Origin of the sequence: Neobacillus rhizophilus (assembly GCF_018343535.1) — a bacterium.
In the GTDB taxonomy this organism is placed as follows: Bacteria; Bacillota; Bacilli; order Bacillales; family Cytobacillaceae; genus Neobacillus; species Neobacillus rhizophilus.
The window spans coordinates 602295-619105 of the sequence record NZ_JAGYPF010000004.1 but is presented as its reverse complement, the minus strand read 5'-3'; the positions used below and the strand labels follow the sequence as shown (position 1 = coordinate 619105).

Below are 16811 nucleotides of genomic sequence, written 5' to 3'. Positions count from 1 at the left end.
CCTATTTTCCCAGATAGATTTCTATCACCTTAGGGTGTTTTTTTATTTCTTCGGGAACGTCTGTTGTAATAATTTCTCCTCTGTCCAAAACAGTAATCCGGTGGGCTAAGGAAAAAACAACGCTCATATCGTGCTCTGTAATGACGACCGTCAAATTTCGTGTTTGATGAATTTTCTTAATCAATTTTACGGCTTCAGAGGTTTCCTCTGGAGACATTCCAGCGGTAGGCTCATCAAGGAGTAAAAGAGTAGGCTCGAGGGTTATGGCCATTGCCAATTCCAATCGTTTTTTATCTCCATGAGACAATTCATAAATTAGTTGATTTTCCGTCCCGCTTAAGCCGACCTCTTCTAGTACTTCTTTGATTTTCTCCTCATAGGCGTTTACTGGTGCCAAAAACGTTTTAAAGGATAATTTATTTCTAGTTATTTTATTTTTTGACATCAATGCAATAAGGATATTTTCTTTGACCGTAAGATTGATATATACATTCGGGACTTGAAAGCAACGGCTTACTCCATTCCGCGCTGCAAAGTCCAGCCCTTTTCCATTCATATTGATCCCTTCAAAGGTTATGGTTCCTTTTTGGGCAAATAAATCCCCATTCATCACACCAAAAAGGGTGCTTTTACCGGCACCATTTGGACCAATGATTGCATGGATTTCACCTTCAGTTATTGTAAGATTTACATCCTTCAAGACCTTCACACCTGGATAATCCTTATATACTCCTTCGAGCTGCAGAGTTCCCATGCTTTCCAACTCCTTTCAACTCTTCCATATTCCGTCCCTTCTTCTTAGAAAAGGATGTTCTTAGCATTGATATAAAACGTCTTCCAACCCCAATCACTCCATCAGGGAATAAGAGTACGATAGCTAACAGAATTATCCCCAAATAAATATTGGAAGCTCCTGAATCAATGGTTAATGAATATAACATTTCGAAGGTTATTGCACCTACGATAGGTCCCCAAAAGCTATTGATGCCGCCAATCAGCACAATAATGAGCGGTAATGCTGATTGTGTCCAACTCAGTGTTTCTGGGGTAATGATCCCCTCTAGTGGTGAAAGCAATGCGCCTGAAACACCTCCAAAAAAACCCGCAATCCCAAATGCCAGGATTTGATACCTTTTAACATTAATCCCTAAGGAAGAGGTCCGTACTGAATTTTCTCTTATCGATCTCAGAAAATGGCCTAGGGATGAATTTGTAAGAATATAAAGTATGAAAATCGATACTACCACTGTAAAGAAAATGACATAGTAATATTTTTCGGGTCTGGAGATGTCTAGTTCCCATCCAAAAAGATTAATAGGTTGGGCGAGGATTCCCGGAATGCCATCCTGCCCTCCCAATGCAGGTGTACGGTATATAACCAAATAAACAACTTGGGCCAAGGAAAGAGTAAGCATCGCAAAATAGATCCCGGTAGATCTTAAGCTTAGGTACCCAATGATCATGGACAAGAGAAAAGCTATGACTCCTGCCATTAATAGGACGAAAAATATGGAATAACCTTTTTGCACTAATACTGCCGAAGCATAGGCACCTACTCCATAAAAGGCAGCATGACCCAATGAGAACATCCCGGCAGTCCTTGCGATAAATTGGAAGCTTGAAGCAAAAAGAACAAGAATGAATATTTCACTTAACTTAAAGCTAAAAGCGTTATTTACAAATAGAGGGGCGAGGAAATATCCAAGCAGTAGAATTATGATAAAGAAAATCGAGGATTTTTTCATATCATCCCACCTTTCCTAATAACCCTTGCGGACGTATCGTTAAAATAACTGCCATCACAATATAAGATGTAATTCCTGTTAAAACAGGAATATAAAACCCTAAAAATGAATCTAATACCCCTACAAGTACGGCCGACAGAAGTGCTCCCTTTATATTTCCAAGTCCTCCAACCACTACCACCACAAAAGCTTGGATGACCAGGTTTACCCCCATATTCGGCAATAATGCAACAGTTGGGGCAAGCAGACCGCCAGCAAAGGCAGCCAAGAAAATCCCAATAACAAAGACGACTGTAAACAAAGCAGGAACATTGACCCCAAGCGAATTAGTCATCGTTTTATCTGCTGCGGCTGCTCGGATGATTCTCCCTAAATTGGTATGGTTCATCAAAAACCATAAAATACCCATAACTGCTATCCCTATTATGCAAATTAAGATAGAGTAAAATGGAACGGATATGCCAAAAATGGAAATAGTCGTATTCAGGCTATCGGGAAGCGGTAATGACAAAGGCGAAGCACCCCAATATTTTTCTACACATCCTTCAATTATCAACAATATAGCGTAGGTTGCAAGAACCATATAAAATTCGTTCGCTTTATACATCCTTCTCATGACAAGCACTTCAACAGCCCAACCTAATAGCGTAATTACAACGCTTGATATGAAAATAAAGGAAAATAAGCCGAGAACGGTATCGAATTTCCCTACAAAAAAGAACATCGTAAGATAACTTCCCAACATAACAAAAGAACCATGTGCAAAATTGATAACACCTAATACCCCATATATTAATGTCAGACCTGCTGCAATCATAAACAGCACAGCAGCTTGAGTCAGGCCGTTTACAAGCGGGAGTAACAATACATCCATAGTATCTTGCTCCTTTTATAAAAGAAACGAGAGAGGTAGTCTCCCGTTTCTTCTATTTTTAATTAATTTAGCGGCGGCATTACTTCTGCCCCAGGAACGATTTCAATTTCGGTTACCTTCCAGCCTTTGTCGCTATTGTCTGGTTCGACCTTTACCCAAACGATGTCTTTGATGGCTTGGTGATCCTCTTTTCTAAACTCCCTTTGACCAGTTACCGAATCAAATTTCATTCCTTCCAACGTCTTGATAAGAGTATCCGTATCCATAGAATTCGACTTTTCCATGGCTTGCTTATAGGCAAAAATGGAGACGTAGGTTTCTGAATTATACCCATTTGGTTCTGCCCCAAATTTTTGCTTGAACCTTTCGACAAATTCTTTATTTAGTGCATTGTCATATGCTTCCGCATAATAGTGAACTCCGGACCATTCCGGATGCATATCTTTGCCCAATGCAGAGGAAATGTCCCCTTCATTGGAATTCAGGACAAACAATCCTATTTGTTTAAAAAAGTCATATGGCTTAGCTTGTTTAGACATGGTAATGGCATCAGCAGAATAAAGGGAACTGAAAACAGCATCAGGCTTTGCAGCTAAAATACTCGCAATCTCATTCTTATAATCAGTAGCTCCAAACTTTGGCCAGGAATCCTTGACTACCTTGTACTTTGGATTAATTTTCTTCATTTGGTTGTTAAAAGCATCCCATGATGCATGGCCGTATGCATAGTCAGGAGAGAAATTAGCCCAATTGTTGAGATTTGGATATTTCTTATAAAATAAATTGGCCGCTGAGGTGTTTCTCATATAGGCATTATCGCTGACACGGAATACGTGGCGATTAAAATTTTTGCCCGTAATTTCATCTGCACCGGCTGCAGTAGTCATAACGATTGCATTTTCTTGCTCCAACACAGGAGGTATGGCAAGGGCAACACCACTACTTACAACACCGGTAAAGAGTTTAACTCCCTGTTGTGTCAGGTCTCTCACAGCTTGTATGCCGTCCTTAGGGTTGCCTTTCGTGTCTTTACTGACCAATTCTACCTTCTTGCCATTAATACCGCCTTTTTCATTGATCATTTCAACAGCCAATTCCCCGCCCTTTTTCATGTCTTGGCCAACGGCACCAACACTGCCACTTAGGGCTCCGATAAAACCAATTTTTATGGTATCACCATTGGTGCTTTCCTTGCTTTTTGCAGGATTATCTTTTGAACTCGAAGAACCATTTTTTGATGTGGCCGTTTCCTTACTGGCACACCCAGAAAGTACAAGAGCAAGCATAAAAAACAAAATTAAGGATTTCATTCCAAATTTCTTCATAATCCTTCCCCCTGAAAAATTAAATGATTAAACGCCTTTAAATGCTGGCTTGCGCTTCTCGATGACCGCTCTGACTGCCTCTTTTGCTTCCTCGTATCCGGACAGCTCGCAAGTAAACTGCTGTTCGAACTTATATCCTTCTTTTAAATCCATATATTCACAGCCATTTAAACTTTTTCTGGCCATTTTAATCGCTCTTGGACTTTTACTGCCAATTTTCCTTGCCCAATCAAGGCTAACGGCTAATAGGTTTTCAGGCGATGTAATCTCCGTGATGGCACCGTATTTGCTGATTTCCTGAACGGATAGCGCCTCTCCAGTAAAATACATTCTGCGCATAACCATTTCTGGTACGATTCTCGCCCCGAATTTGGCACCCCCTAAAACACCGACATTGATTTCGGGCAGTGCAAATTTTGCATTTTCCGACGCGATAATTAGATCACAACTAGCAGCAAGAGCAAATCCTGTCCCTAATGCTGCTCCATTCACCGCAGCGATAACGGGTATCTCACAATCATAAATCGCCCAAAATGCTTCACGTACCTCCCTCATTCGCTCAATCCCATTCTCAGGGGTCATGGTTATGAATTCATTCAAATCGTTACCTGCACAAAATACCTTTCCTTCGCTAGTAAGGACTGCCACATTTGCTTGATAGTCATTTTTGCCGAGATTTTCAAATGCCTCTTTCAATTCCCGATACATGTCCTGGTTGACTGCGTTTACCGGTGGTCTTTTTAATGTTACTTTTGCAATATTATCTTCTATCGAAACATCTAAATATTGATAATTCAACTTCATTTCCCCTTTCCCTACCATGAGCTCTGTCCCCCATCAACCGCAATGACTTGCCCAGTAACATAGTTTGCGGCTGCGGAAGCTAAAAAAATAATCACACCCTCTAAATCTTTTGCTTCCCGATCCTTTTTGCGGGGATGAAATCCTCTATAATGTTTGTTTGATTCTCTAACATTCTCTCTGTCATTCTCGTTTTGAAGATGCCAGGAGCGATGGCATTCACACAAATCCCTCTATCCGCCCACTTAACAGCAAGTTCTTGTGTCAGTAAAATCAAACCTGCCTTTGAAACACCGTAGGCCGTTGTTTTTATAGGCCTTCGCATTCCCCTTAACCCTGCCACGGAAACAATATTAATGATCTTCCCCCCGCCATTTTCTGCCATCATCTTTCCTGCCGCTTGTGCACAAAACATTGCTCCGGTCAGATTGGTATCTAGCGTCTTTCTCCATTGGGTTTCTTCTATCGTAAAGGGATCGTCCTCAACAATGCGCCCAGCGTTATTTACGAGAATCGTAATGTTACCCAACTCCGCCGCAACTTTCGAAACACATTTCTCAACTTCCATCTGATTCGATACATTACACTCTAGGGTCATACATTCAATATGGTCATTTTCCAGTTCCAATTTGGCTTGGTGGAGGACCTGTTCATTCCTACCGCAAATGGCTACCTTCGCGCCACTCCTGCCGAGGGCCCTAGCCATAATGAAACCAAGACCACGAGCCCCCCCGGTAATCAATGCTACCTGCCCATCTAAGTTAAATAGATCCGATTGCATTTATATAGTGACTCCAAGAAGAGAAGCTTCTTTTTGATCTTTCAGTCTTAAATCAACACTTATATTTTGCGGAGCTTCATAGATTTGTTCCGTACCTAAAACATTCCGGTAGTAATGCTGCATATCATACTCCATCATAAAGCCATAGCCGCCTGCCATCTGTACTACAGCAGTTGCACAGTTCTTATAAACCTGAGCAGCATACTTCAGACAAAGGATGGATGTTTCCGTATCATTACCGTTTGTAATCTCCCAGCCCAGCTGCCTGGTGAATAGTAGGGCGGCATCACTCATGGTTTGTAAATCCGCTGCCCAATGACTTAAAGCTTGGAAACTGCTAATTGTTTTACCAAATTGCTCTCTGGTATTCATGTATTCTATCGCTAAATCCAGTGCGCCTTGTGAGGCACCCGTCATATATGAGGATGTGAACAATCGACCTAATTTCCGTGGAAACTCAAGAATTTTTTCAGACTGTCCAACTTCAGACAATCTATTTTGATCAAGAACGATCACGTTTTCGAAATAAATTTGGGATACTGGACGGTTATCAATAAAATCAAGATCCACAGAAGTTACTTGATCTTTCGAAACGTAGAACAAAGTGTTGGAAGCAGAACATATAAATCCATCGGCTATTTGTCCAAAGGAGACAACTTCAGCTTTCCCATAAATTCTCCAGTGTTTCAGATCCTCTTTTTCTGCTATAATATTATTAGCTTTGTCTATGAAGGAGATTATTTTCTGGCCGGATATAATCTCCTCTACTTTTTTTCTCCAAACGGAGCCTTCCTGCTTTCCGAATACCTGTGCGCTGATTGTCACTGTTTCATAAAAGGGCGAGTGGACAAGGTATTTACCGAGTTCATATGCCGTGACTTGGATCAACTCGTATTCATCGCCGAATCCACCTAATTCCTCAGACACCCCTAAACCAAAGGTTCCTAATTCAGCCAAACGTTCCCATAAATCACGTGAAAAACTATTCTTTTCTACTTCCTTGTTTTCTAGTAACTTTCTTAAAGTTTGCTGGAACATCTTTTGCTCTTTTGTTAGATTAAAGTCCAAGCTTTTCACTCCTTTCCGCTATTTACTAGCTAAATGTAATCCTCTTTTGGCAATGATTTCCCTCTGTATTTGTGAAGTCCCTGCAACAATGGTTCCCATTGCTGAAGAACGATAATTTTCCTCAAAAAGCCCATTCACCAAGTTTCTCATACTTTTATGTGTCAACAATGCGTCCTTACCCATTACTTCAATAGCGGTTGTAGAGACTTTCTTAAGTAGCTCGGTAGTATATAATTTCGCCATAGACGCTTCTCCGTTAGGTACTTTCCCTTCAGCCTGCATTAATGGAACACGATAGGTCAGCAATCTTGCAGCTTTCACTTCAGCCAGTAATCCGTTTAATTTTTCGGAGACCCAATGGTTCGGCTCCAGGCATTCTGGTTTTTCACGGTTTAAATACTTGATAGTTTCATCCAAGATTCTGCGTGCCTTTCCAACATAAACAAGTCCCGATCTTTCTATATCTAATGCAAGGGCTAACGCTTTCCACCCCTCATTTTCCCTTCCGATTCTAGTTGATTCATCGATGATAACGTTTTCAAAATATACAGTGTTTACCCGATATCCACCCAACGTCCATAAAGGTCCAATTTCAATCCCTTTAGTCTTCATATCGATGATAAAAAGGGAGATGCCTTTATGCTTCGGTGCCTGAGGGTCGGTTCTTGCCGCCAAGACACAATAGTCTGCAATATGGGCATTAGTTGTAAAAATCTTCTGACCATTCACCAAATACTTATCCCCATCTTTTACCGCACGAGTCTTCAACGATGCCAGATCAGATCCCGAGCCCGGTTCGGTATACCCCATGCAAAATAGGATATTTCCCTTTGCGACACTAGGAACAAATTCCTTTTTTTGATTTTCGTCACCTATCAAAAGGATGGAATGGGTCAAGATGTTATTGATTTCATTTGACATCATTGGTGCCATATAATAGGCTGTTTCCTCCCTAAAAATGGCCATCTCGATTTGTTTTTTCCCCAATCCGCCATACTCTACGGGAAAATCCAAACCAATCCACCCTTTTTCTGCTAGCTTTTTATAGAAGCTTGGTGAATGCTCATCCCCTTTTACATAAATTTCATCCATAATCTCTTTTGTTACTTCTTTTTCACAAAATGCCCTGACTTCATTTCTAAATGCAATCTGTTCATCCGTAAAAGCAAAATCCATTTTTACCCTCCTACAATTTCCTTTATTTGTTGGCGAAGTATATATTTTTGAATCTTACCGCTTGCAGTCTTAGGAAGCTCAGAGATAATTTCAAGTCTTTCCGGATATTTTTGCTTAGCAATTTCATAAGTACCCAAATAACGAATCATCTCATCCCAGTCAAATTTCTGTCCTTCATGAACAACCACAAATGCACATGCCTTTTCGACAAAAGTAGGATCTGGCATACCAACAATTACCACTTCTTTAATAGCCGGATGTTCGTAAATGATATCTTCGATTTCCTTTACACTGATTTTTTCTCCACCTCGGTTAATGATGTCCTTAATCCTACCGGTAATGTAGATATAGCCTTCTTTATCCATGTAACCCAAGTCCCCTGTCTTGAACCAGCCATCTTCCGTAAAGCTATCTTCATTAAGGGTTTGATCCAAATAACCTAGGAACATATCGGGGCCCCTCCATTGGATTTCACCTTGGGTTCCTGCTGGGCACAATTCCCCTCTATCATCGACAACCCTTCCCTCTGTCGGTGACATCCACCTGCCGTCTGACGCACTTCTTTTCTCAGGAAGATCATCAAGATTCGTACATGTAGCGGATGGAAGTTCGGTAGCTCCATATTGACGGACGACGGTACAGTTTAATTCTTTTGAGGCTCTGTCAATCATTGAAGACGGCATGTCTGCTCCACCGCAACAAATATATCGCAGAGAAGATAAATCAAATTTGTTCCTGATTGGTGACGATAAGATCCCCTGAAGGAAAGGGGTCGCGAAAATCATAAAGCTGCAATGATGCTTACCTATGTTTTCAACCGCATGGTCTGGATCCCATCTGTCTTGAAGAACTACCTTTCCTCCTAAAACGAATGGCATATTCAAGGCACATAAAATTCCCGTAATATGGGTAATAGGCGAGGGATTAAATATGACATCTCTTTCATTTAATCTAAACCAATCCATTATATATTTCGCATCGTACAGAATTGTGTTATGACTGTGAAGAGCCCCTTTAGGGTTTGCTGTTGTTCCTGAGGTATATAAGAGAAGAAGTAAATCGTCTGCGTTTTGAGGTCCTATGCTTGTAAAATCAACATGATTTTCCCAATCATTTTCCATAAAGGTTTTAAAACTTGTAAAATGACCGATATCATCGCCGATGACAATCGTTTTAATCGAGTGTGAAAGCTGCCCAGTTATGGATTCATACATAGATACATAGTCATGGTTGCGATAAAAATCAGGGATAAAGATGACCTTTGATTTGGCCTGATTTAATATAAATCGCAATTCTTTCCCTCGGTAGATTGGGACGATGGGGTTAGCGATGGCACCCAGTCTCGCAATTCCATGATAGATATAGAATGCTTCCAAGATATTGGGTAGTTGAAAAGAAACTACATCGCCGCGACGCACACCCAATTGATATAATCCTGCGGCGCATCTTAGTGATTTTTCCTCTATTTCCTTATAGGTTGCTGAGCGATCTTCATCTATCACAGCTACCCTATCTGGAAATAACTTTGCACTTTTATCTACATAATCTGAGACTATCTTGTTTTTCCAATATCCTCTATTTACATATTGCTCTTTCAGTTCTTTAGACAGCGGTCTTAATCCCACAGATTTACCTCCTTCTATTATAAAAGTAAAAAATGAATGATTCTTCTATTGCCTTGCCGCTCTACCTCCATCAATCGGGAGAATTCCCCCTGTGAGGTAGGCGGAGTCATCAGAAGCAAGGAATAGTATAGTCTTGCCAATATCTTCAGGTAGCCCGACGCGTCCTAAGGGTGTGCTAGGATAGCCCACTTCATCTTGGGACTTTTCCGTAAGGGGGGTTCTGATAGATCCTGGACATATTGCATTAACACGGATATTGTATTTTCCATATTCAATAGCCATAGACTTGGTAAGGGAAACAATGCCTCCCTTGCTTGCAGTATAGGCGTCCATATTCTTCCACCCCCTTAAGGCGGCCATTGACGCAATATTGATAATTGATCCACCACGATTGTCAATCATTTTCGGGATTGCGTATTTTGAGCATAAATATACACTTTTTAGATTAATAGAGATGATTTTGTCCCAAATCTCCTCTTCCAAATTTACAACATCATTATCACTATCAGGCCACCAGACCCCTGCATTATTACATAAGATATCTAGTTTACCGTGTCGTTCGATAGTTTCTGCCATCATAGATTGAACATCGGAATTCTTGGAGACATCCCCGATAATGGGGGTAACCGTGGCACCTGTTTTTAATAGATCTTGTTCCACTTCTTTCAACAAAGCTTCATTTATATCATTAATAACTACCGTTGCCTTCTTTTCTGCAAAAAGTGAAGCAGTCTTTCTACCAATACCCGAAGCTGCCCCAGTAATGACTACCACCTTATCCTTCATGCTCTATTCTCCTTTTGTATCCAAATTATTGGCTATACCATATTTAATAAATGACATCACTTCCTCAATCATGGAATCGGTAACTTCTCTGTTTTCCCATAAAACCCATTTCATCCCTAAATAATCTGTGATACCCATAAAGATATATACAAGCATTTCGGGATCCAGCTTGCGAACCTCTCCCTTGTCCTGAGCTTCTGCTAAACCTTCAATATAGCCTTTAGTAAAGGTCTGAAAATAATTGCGATGAAGATTTTCATCGACAAACTCGGCCTGCCGAAATAGCCGGAAGAGGTACCGGTGTTCTTTCAGGAAATTAAAAAAAATCTCAAATCCCTTCTTTTCAAGCTCCAATCGATTATGAATCCCTTGGGTCCCCAACCTAATCGCTTTTCTAAGCTGTTTTTGCATGTCCATTACCAGTTCTCTGTAGATATCTTCTTTTGATTGAAAGTAAGTGTAAAACGTTCCTTGAGATACCTTCGCTTTTTTTGTTACATCAGTTATACCAGCTTGAAAAAATCCCATTTCACCAAAAACTTCTTCTGCAGCTACCAATAATTTTTGCTTGGTTTTTGTACCCCGATCTGTTTTTGGAGCAGAACTTTGGGTATATGTATATTCCTTCATATCACACCACCTTTTTTATACAACTTGAAAGTTGAATCACCTTTCAAGTTTATATTAAGTTATAGTTTTTGAGATGTCAATATATTTTTAATTATCAAAATATTATAAGATTATAAATTCATATAAATCCAAGGTAAAACTTTAAAAAGAAAACACCTGCATTATAAAAAGCAGGTGTTTCATTATTTTTGCACTTTTTTAGCACAATGCTACACACAAATTATTCCTGAGCCCGTATTTTTGGGGTCCTATTAAAATGACACCATCAAATTCCATTCCCTTACTGTTATACGAAGCCAATACCGACACAAAGCCAAGCTTCACATCTTCTTCAGGATTTATATAAACGACACCTTTTCCGATTTCAGTTGTTAAATAGTCTACTAACTTTTTAGCTTTTTACTCGTCTTTATGACAACCTTAATAGGTGCCTTTATTATTAATAAAAAGATCCTCGGAAATAATTTGGCAGATAATATCATCCAGTTGTCAAAAAAATTGTCAATTTACTATTATTTCAGATTACTAAACTAATTATTTTTATAAGAGCTAAAGGCTGGACCATCCCACTTCCCAATTGTCGAATATTAAAAGGTAGCAAATACCAAAGCTTCTTTATTGTACCTTAAATACATTATGAGGATTAACAATATAACTTGTGATCATTTCAATTAAAGTTTCAGCTTGTGCCATAGTTTTTTGCCACTTATCAGAAGTCATGGCCGCCTCTAAACTTTGAATGTCCTCAAAGTATAGTTCGTCTATGCAGTCAATCGGCATTTGCTCATATGTTGCCGGTTTTCGCTCGATTGAACGGCCAGTCACATAGTTTTGCGTATAACGTTTTAAACCCTCAATTTGTTTTAAGTATCCTGCATAAATTTCATCCCACTCGTGTTCGAAAGCTTCAAATGTCAAATCCCTGTGTCTTCTAATAAGCGATATACACTTTACCAATGGCAATTCGTCCACTATAGGAACTACAGGGTTTTGCCTAATTACAACGGTTTGAAGACCCTCAATAAACTTCGCCTCATCCTCCTGCAGGATTTTGGTTATTTCCGGCTTTAAAACACCCTGCATCGCTGACTCATCTTCAAACATGAGCCTGCAAATGCCGTCTAACGAGTGGCTTCCTTGCGGCAAATTTGAACTCAAATGAATCACATTAACTACGTGGTTTTGCTCATACTGTGCAAGTCCTGGAATTTTTGCAGCAATTGGCCCGTGGATGTCTTTCCAATAGCTTTGAAACTCCTGAGTTGTGAGATTATGTCGTTTCTGAAAAATACTCATCCTAACAATCATGGCAATTCACCCTCCAGATTGGTAAATCCAAAACAAAATTCAACACCCATGAACGCGAAAACTTTGCCGGTAATTTGGTTTGCTAATTCTAAGGCGCGATAAAGCATTAAATTTACTACTTCCTTTAGCTCTGCATTACTCATACATATTCCTTTGCATATGGATTCTACAAAACCAGCCTCAATCCTTGCTACAAAGCGATTTTTAAGGTAATTTCATTTGTTCTGTAGTCACTAATTAAACTTTATTTATTCCATACGACTCCATATCAATTTCTATTAAATCCTCATAGCCATCGTTGAAAACATTGATTTTCTCTCCAAAGTCATTCAATAGCGTCTCACCCTGCCGCCAAGTCTATCTCGATAATACGGCCTTGGGATCTCAATATCGTAGTTCATCTCATATGCAACCTTCATCGTCCAGTAAGGGTCAAAGAGCAATTCCCGGCCAATAAATATAAGATCAGCACGGCCATTTCGAAGAATTTCTTCAGCTTGCTCTCCTTTTTTAATTAATCCTACTGCACCTGTGGCAATATTGGCTTCCTTACGAATTTTTTCCGCATAGGGCACTTGATAGCCTGGATAAGGGTTGATCGCAGTCAATTTTCCAGAAACAACCCCTCCGGTACTGCAATCGATCAAATCAACGCCATCTTCCTTCATTTTCTTCGAAAATACTACGGATGTTTCTGGAGTATTACCCCCATCAACATAATCAGTTGCCGATATCCGAACGAATAGTGGGCCTTCCCAAACCGTTTTAACTGCACGAATAACCTCCTTTAAGAAATTGTACCGTCCTTCTTCACCTCCCCCAAACTCGTCATCGCGCAAGTTCGTTAACGGCGAAAGGAAAGAACTTATTAAATAACCGTGCGCAGCGTGAATTTCAATCACATCAAATCCTGCTTCCTTTGCTCGAACAGCGGCTTCTTTAAATTCATTCACCACCAGGTGAATGTCTTCTTTGGTCATTTCCTTCGGTACTTTTCTATCTTTATCAAAGGCAATCGCTGACGGCGCATAAATTGTTTCATCAAACTCATTTTTTCGACCTGAATGAACCAATTGGATACCGGCAGCACCACCGAATTGACGTATGATGGAAGTAAGTTTCTTGTATCCTTCAATATGCTCATCGCTCCATATCCCCAAATCAGTGCTATTAATTCTTCCAACCGGTGAAACGGCAGTTGTTTCTACCATAATAAGACCGACCTGTCCCATTGCTCGGGACGCATAGTGAACAAGATGAAAATCCGTTACCTTTCCATCATTGTCGTGACAAGAGGTCATTATCATTGGAGACATTACAACTCGATTTTTAAGGGTTAATCCTTTAACGTGGTAAGGAGTAAAAAGCTTTGGTATCATTCCATTAGCCTCCCTAATAAGGTAAAAAACTACCAAATACTCGATTATTTACAAAATTTCATTAATTAAGTATGTTTAATGAATATTCTTACTTTTACCAGACTTAATATGGGTTATATAGTAAAACCATGCGTTAGCTCTACACACAACTCACGGTCACTCCCCCCATTCTAACCGGATACGTTCCATTTAAGAAAATTAGGACATAACCCGACCCCCATCAATACGAATACTTTGGCCAGAAATGTGGCTTGCTAATTCGGAGGAGAGATAGAGCACTAAATTTGCTACCTCCTCTGGCTCAGCAAGGCGGCCATCCGGAGAGTCAGTTTCATATTTATCCATTGTAGCCTGATATGCTTCCGGTCCTTTGGCTTTTGCTAAAGAGTGCAACATGCGGGTATTGACAGCACCAGGGCATACGGCATTTACGCGGATTCCCAATTTAGCACCCTCAAGTGCTGCGGTCTTGGTCATCCCCAGCACTGCATGTTTGCTAGCTGTGTATGCCACCAGACCAGGAGAGCCTATATGGCCGGCTATTGACGAAATATTGACAATTGATCCGCTGTTTTGTGCATACATTATGGGCAAAACGTGCTTAAGACCCAAAAACACACCACGAACGTTTATGCCTATCAGCTTGTCGAAGACATCATCGGGATACTCGACAATGGGTTTGACGACACCTTCCCAAGCAGCGTTGTTTATAAACACGTCAATATGCCCAAACTCAGTGACTGTCTTATTAACATAGTTTTTAACGTCTTCTGATTTGCTTACATCGGCATAGATATATTTCGCCTGGCCGTCCTGCTGCTTAATCGCATGAACAGTTTCCTCACCCAGTTCGCGGGAAATATCGACTACAGCTACCTTTGCGCCTGCCTTAGAGAGCGCAATTGCAGCTGCTCTGCCAATTTCACCACCTCCGCCAGTTATAAGAGCAACTTTTCCAGAAAAGTCAATCATTTCTACTTCTCCTCTCGTGAAATAAGATTCGAGCTTATGAGGTTGATAGAATATACTCATGAACTCGAAAGGTGCGTTAGTCAGAATTTGTTTTGGGGCATCGTGAATAGCTCGATGCCCCGATTAAATGTAACAATTCCTTCGTTTAATGGGAAAAGATTTATTCCCTTGGTTGAGGAACACCGTTAGGATCACAAACAGCGGATGTTTTAGGTTCATAACGTTTAATCACCTTGCCATAGGGCAATGTATAATTATACTTACCCCACGATGACCTGACCATCTTTTGTATCGGTAATTTAAAGAAGGGATTTAACACCGAATTTGAGTCAAAGGTAATATTGCCTGGTCCTGTAAATACTTCGACTCTCCCATCTGAACCAATAACCTCCGATTTCTCAGTTCTCACCATTACTAACTCGCAAACTTCAGGTGGAGCCCCTTCTTCCGGACTTGGTATTACTTTTAAGGTTACAGCCGGAATACTTGGGGTAGGCTCGTGAACATCACGCGGCCGCACGACACCAGTTATCAACCGTTTTCCCGTAGGACGTTCCGCATAAGCGGAGATTAAATTGTTTTCTCTTTCAAACTGAATATTGGCAAATAGCTTTGAGAATCCATACGGTTCACGTCCAGTGATAAGCCCGACTTCGTTATCGACTAAAATGGTGTCATAGTACACAACGGGTTCGTTTTCCCAAAAGCAATTGATTCCAAAAATCGCTTCTCCATAACAACCTACAGTACTAAAATGGAAAAGGTTAAAGGTAACCACCGCTGTAGCCGTTTTCTCGGGGAGCATCAACCCTTCAGGGAGAATAGCTGCAGCAGCTTCACTATCAGTCTCGTACACAAAATTCAATGCTTCTACACCGCGAAAATAATACGGTGGAGGATCAATAGGCGGGCTGTTGACCGGTCCCACAAAACCAAAGTTTTCTGGCTTTAACTTCCCAGATATATATTCTGGCATCTTCCAAACATCTCCTTAATTGATTTTTATTTTCGATCCATAGAGTTATAGAGTTACATTCTGAGAATATAAATCAAGCTGGAAACTAGCATCGAAGCATTATAGAATCATGGCATTTTGACAAACTTGCCATCCTGGATTTTCATGAAATACATAGATGAAGAACCTAGCCCGTGTTGATTAGGACCATAAGTTACATTGTCCACGATCCAAGACCCATTCCAGTTTTCCATTTTTTCCATTTCCGAAATAACCTTCTCACTGGTCGGATCTTCTCCTGCTCTATTTAGTGCTTCAACGGTTAGTTGAGCCACTAAAATTCCTATATATTCATAAAAAGTAGGTTCTTTTCCGTTCAAATATTCTTTAGAAAACTTTTGAAGTTCCTTCATCTTAGGATCAGAGGAATCCGCAACAAACGGTTTCTGATAGGATGAAAAGATTACGCCCTCTGCAGCCGGACCAGCCAGATTTGCGATCGAGATGTCTGCAGCTGCATAACTCACCAAAAATTTTGTTTTTAAATCCAGTTTTTTTGCATCTTTAAGAAATTGTGCCAATGGTTTCTGGGCAGGTGCCATGATAAGCACATCCGGTTTGGCTTCTTTCAGTTGCAAAACTGAAGAACTAAAATCCACATCAGTTGGATTATATGGAATAGCTTTAACGAGCGTCATGTTGCTCTTTTCCAGTTCATCCGTGATAGCTTCTAACTCATTCTTACCGTAATCATCATTTTGATACCACACTGCAATCTTCTTACCTTCTAATTCTTTAATGGCATACTTCGCAAGCGTATGACCGTCTGTTTTATAATCAGGATACATTTCGAATATATTCTTATATTTTAATAGATTGGTAACTCCTGTTATTGCAGGAACCACGGGAACATTTTTTTCCTTTAGATAATCTGCTACCGCTGCAGTTGGACCTGCTCCGAGCATGTTTACCATGAATACCTTATCTTCTTCAACAAGCCTTTTGACTACCCCAACTGTTTTGGAAGGATTGTATTCGTCGTCGTAATAAACGAACTCAAGATTTCGGCCATGGATACCGCCTTCATCATTTATTTTCTTGAAATATGCTTCAATAGCTGGGTAGACTGCAGCACCACTTGCGGCTAACGGCCCACTTAATGGAGCATTGGCACCGATAAGTATTTTTTTATCCGTGACTCCTGGAACTGTCGATTTCCCTGTTTTATCAGTATTTTGAGTACTTGCTTCATTCTTGCCACCTCCACAGGCCGCCATTAAAAATGAAAATGTAAACAAAACCAGGATTAAAATCAACTTTTTTGAAATAATAAAATTCCCCTTTTGTCTTTTCATTTTAATACTCTCCTCCTTCCTTTATTTGTGG

The 16811-nt window shown here is 40.3% G+C and carries 16 protein-coding genes; all 16 read right to left on the bottom strand.

What is annotated here, in order from left to right:
• Window position 1: 1 nt before the first annotated feature.
• Window positions 2-754, bottom strand: coding sequence for an ABC transporter ATP-binding protein (locus KHA99_RS21220; RefSeq protein ID WP_213119786.1), 753 nt, complete (start codon window positions 752-754; stop codon window positions 2-4).
• Window positions 723-1745, bottom strand: a complete 1023-nt coding sequence (locus tag KHA99_RS21215; protein WP_213119469.1) for a branched-chain amino acid ABC transporter permease — start codon at window positions 1743-1745, stop codon at window positions 723-725. The genes KHA99_RS21220 and KHA99_RS21215 overlap by 32 nt, the downstream gene beginning before the upstream one ends.
• Window position 1746: 1 nt before the next feature.
• The gene (locus tag KHA99_RS21210) at window positions 1747-2619 is read right to left on the bottom strand and encodes a branched-chain amino acid ABC transporter permease (RefSeq protein ID WP_213119468.1); all 873 of its coding nucleotides are present in this window, start codon (window positions 2617-2619) and stop codon (window positions 1747-1749) included.
• A gap of 62 nt (window positions 2620-2681) precedes the next feature.
• Window positions 2682-3944 (bottom strand): ABC transporter substrate-binding protein, encoded by a 1263-nt coding sequence (locus KHA99_RS21205; RefSeq protein WP_213119467.1) that lies wholly within the window; start codon window positions 3942-3944, stop codon window positions 2682-2684.
• Window positions 3945-3971: 27 nt separating this feature from the next.
• A complete protein-coding gene (locus tag KHA99_RS21200) occupies window positions 3972-4766 on the bottom strand; it encodes an enoyl-CoA hydratase-related protein (protein ID WP_213119466.1) in 795 nt (264 codons plus the stop codon).
• An 82-nt stretch (window positions 4767-4848) separates the two neighbouring features.
• The gene (locus tag KHA99_RS30950) at window positions 4849-5526 is read right to left on the bottom strand and encodes an SDR family NAD(P)-dependent oxidoreductase (RefSeq protein WP_249366805.1); all 678 of its coding nucleotides are present in this window, start codon (window positions 5524-5526) and stop codon (window positions 4849-4851) included.
• Entirely contained in the window at window positions 5527-6594 is a 1068-nt protein-coding gene (locus KHA99_RS21190; protein ID WP_213119464.1) for an acyl-CoA dehydrogenase family protein, read from the bottom strand.
• Window positions 6595-6612: 18 nt separating this feature from the next.
• On the bottom strand, window positions 6613-7770 hold the full coding sequence (locus KHA99_RS21185; protein WP_213119463.1) for an acyl-CoA dehydrogenase family protein: 1158 nt from the start codon (window positions 7768-7770) through the stop codon (window positions 6613-6615).
• A 2-nt stretch (window positions 7771-7772) separates the two neighbouring features.
• Window positions 7773-9395: an AMP-binding protein gene (locus tag KHA99_RS21180; protein WP_213119462.1), complete on the bottom strand. Its 1623-nt coding sequence runs from the start codon at window positions 9393-9395 to the stop codon at window positions 7773-7775.
• A gap of 45 nt (window positions 9396-9440) precedes the next feature.
• A complete protein-coding gene (locus tag KHA99_RS21175; RefSeq protein WP_213119461.1) occupies window positions 9441-10181 on the bottom strand; it encodes an SDR family NAD(P)-dependent oxidoreductase in 741 nt (246 codons plus the stop codon).
• A gap of 3 nt (window positions 10182-10184) precedes the next feature.
• Window positions 10185-10811, bottom strand: coding sequence for a TetR/AcrR family transcriptional regulator (locus KHA99_RS21170; protein WP_213119460.1), 627 nt, complete (start codon window positions 10809-10811; stop codon window positions 10185-10187).
• 615 nt (window positions 10812-11426) lie between these two features.
• Window positions 11427-12119: an EthD domain-containing protein gene (locus KHA99_RS21165; RefSeq protein WP_213119459.1), complete on the bottom strand. Its 693-nt coding sequence runs from the start codon at window positions 12117-12119 to the stop codon at window positions 11427-11429.
• Window positions 12120-12448: 329 nt separating this feature from the next.
• Window positions 12449-13498, bottom strand: a complete 1050-nt coding sequence (gene namA, locus KHA99_RS21160) for an NADPH dehydrogenase NamA (RefSeq protein ID WP_213119458.1) — start codon at window positions 13496-13498, stop codon at window positions 12449-12451.
• Window positions 13499-13696: 198 nt separating this feature from the next.
• Window positions 13697-14470, bottom strand: a complete 774-nt coding sequence (locus KHA99_RS21155; protein ID WP_249366804.1) for an SDR family NAD(P)-dependent oxidoreductase — start codon at window positions 14468-14470, stop codon at window positions 13697-13699.
• A 160-nt stretch (window positions 14471-14630) separates the two neighbouring features.
• A complete protein-coding gene (locus KHA99_RS21150; RefSeq protein WP_213119456.1) occupies window positions 14631-15446 on the bottom strand; it encodes an acetoacetate decarboxylase family protein in 816 nt (271 codons plus the stop codon).
• 107 nt (window positions 15447-15553) lie between these two features.
• A complete protein-coding gene (locus tag KHA99_RS21145; RefSeq protein WP_213119455.1) occupies window positions 15554-16780 on the bottom strand; it encodes an ABC transporter substrate-binding protein in 1227 nt (408 codons plus the stop codon).
• Between the last annotated feature and the right edge of the window lie 31 nt (window positions 16781-16811).

Coding starts and splice junctions, on each gene's coding strand:
- KHA99_RS21220 (WP_213119786.1), bottom strand. CDS start 754: ATGGGAACTCTGCAGCTCGAAGGAGTATATAAGGATTATCCAGGTGTG.
- KHA99_RS21215 (WP_213119469.1), bottom strand. CDS start 1,745: ATGAAAAAATCCTCGATTTTCTTTATCATAATTCTACTGCTTGGATAT.
- KHA99_RS21210 (WP_213119468.1), bottom strand. CDS start 2,619: ATGGATGTATTGTTACTCCCGCTTGTAAACGGCCTGACTCAAGCTGCT.
- KHA99_RS21205 (WP_213119467.1), bottom strand. CDS start 3,944: ATGAAGAAATTTGGAATGAAATCCTTAATTTTGTTTTTTATGCTTGCT.
- KHA99_RS21200 (WP_213119466.1), bottom strand. CDS start 4,766: ATGGTAGGGAAAGGGGAAATGAAGTTGAATTATCAATATTTAGATGTT.
- KHA99_RS30950 (WP_249366805.1), bottom strand. CDS start 5,526: ATGCAATCGGATCTATTTAACTTAGATGGGCAGGTAGCATTGATTACC.
- KHA99_RS21185 (WP_213119463.1), bottom strand. CDS start 7,770: ATGGATTTTGCTTTTACGGATGAACAGATTGCATTTAGAAATGAAGTC.
- KHA99_RS21175 (WP_213119461.1), bottom strand. CDS start 10,181: ATGAAGGATAAGGTGGTAGTCATTACTGGGGCAGCTTCGGGTATTGGT.
- KHA99_RS21170 (WP_213119460.1), bottom strand. CDS start 10,811: ATGAAGGAATATACATATACCCAAAGTTCTGCTCCAAAAACAGATCGG.
- KHA99_RS21165 (WP_213119459.1), bottom strand. CDS start 12,119: ATGATTGTTAGGATGAGTATTTTTCAGAAACGACATAATCTCACAACT.
- namA (WP_213119458.1), bottom strand. CDS start 13,498: ATGATACCAAAGCTTTTTACTCCTTACCACGTTAAAGGATTAACCCTT.
- KHA99_RS21155 (WP_249366804.1), bottom strand. CDS start 14,470: ATGATTGACTTTTCTGGAAAAGTTGCTCTTATAACTGGCGGAGGTGGT.
- KHA99_RS21150 (WP_213119456.1), bottom strand. CDS start 15,446: ATGCCAGAATATATATCTGGGAAGTTAAAGCCAGAAAACTTTGGTTTT.
- KHA99_RS21145 (WP_213119455.1), bottom strand. CDS start 16,780: ATGAAAAGACAAAAGGGGAATTTTATTATTTCAAAAAAGTTGATTTTA.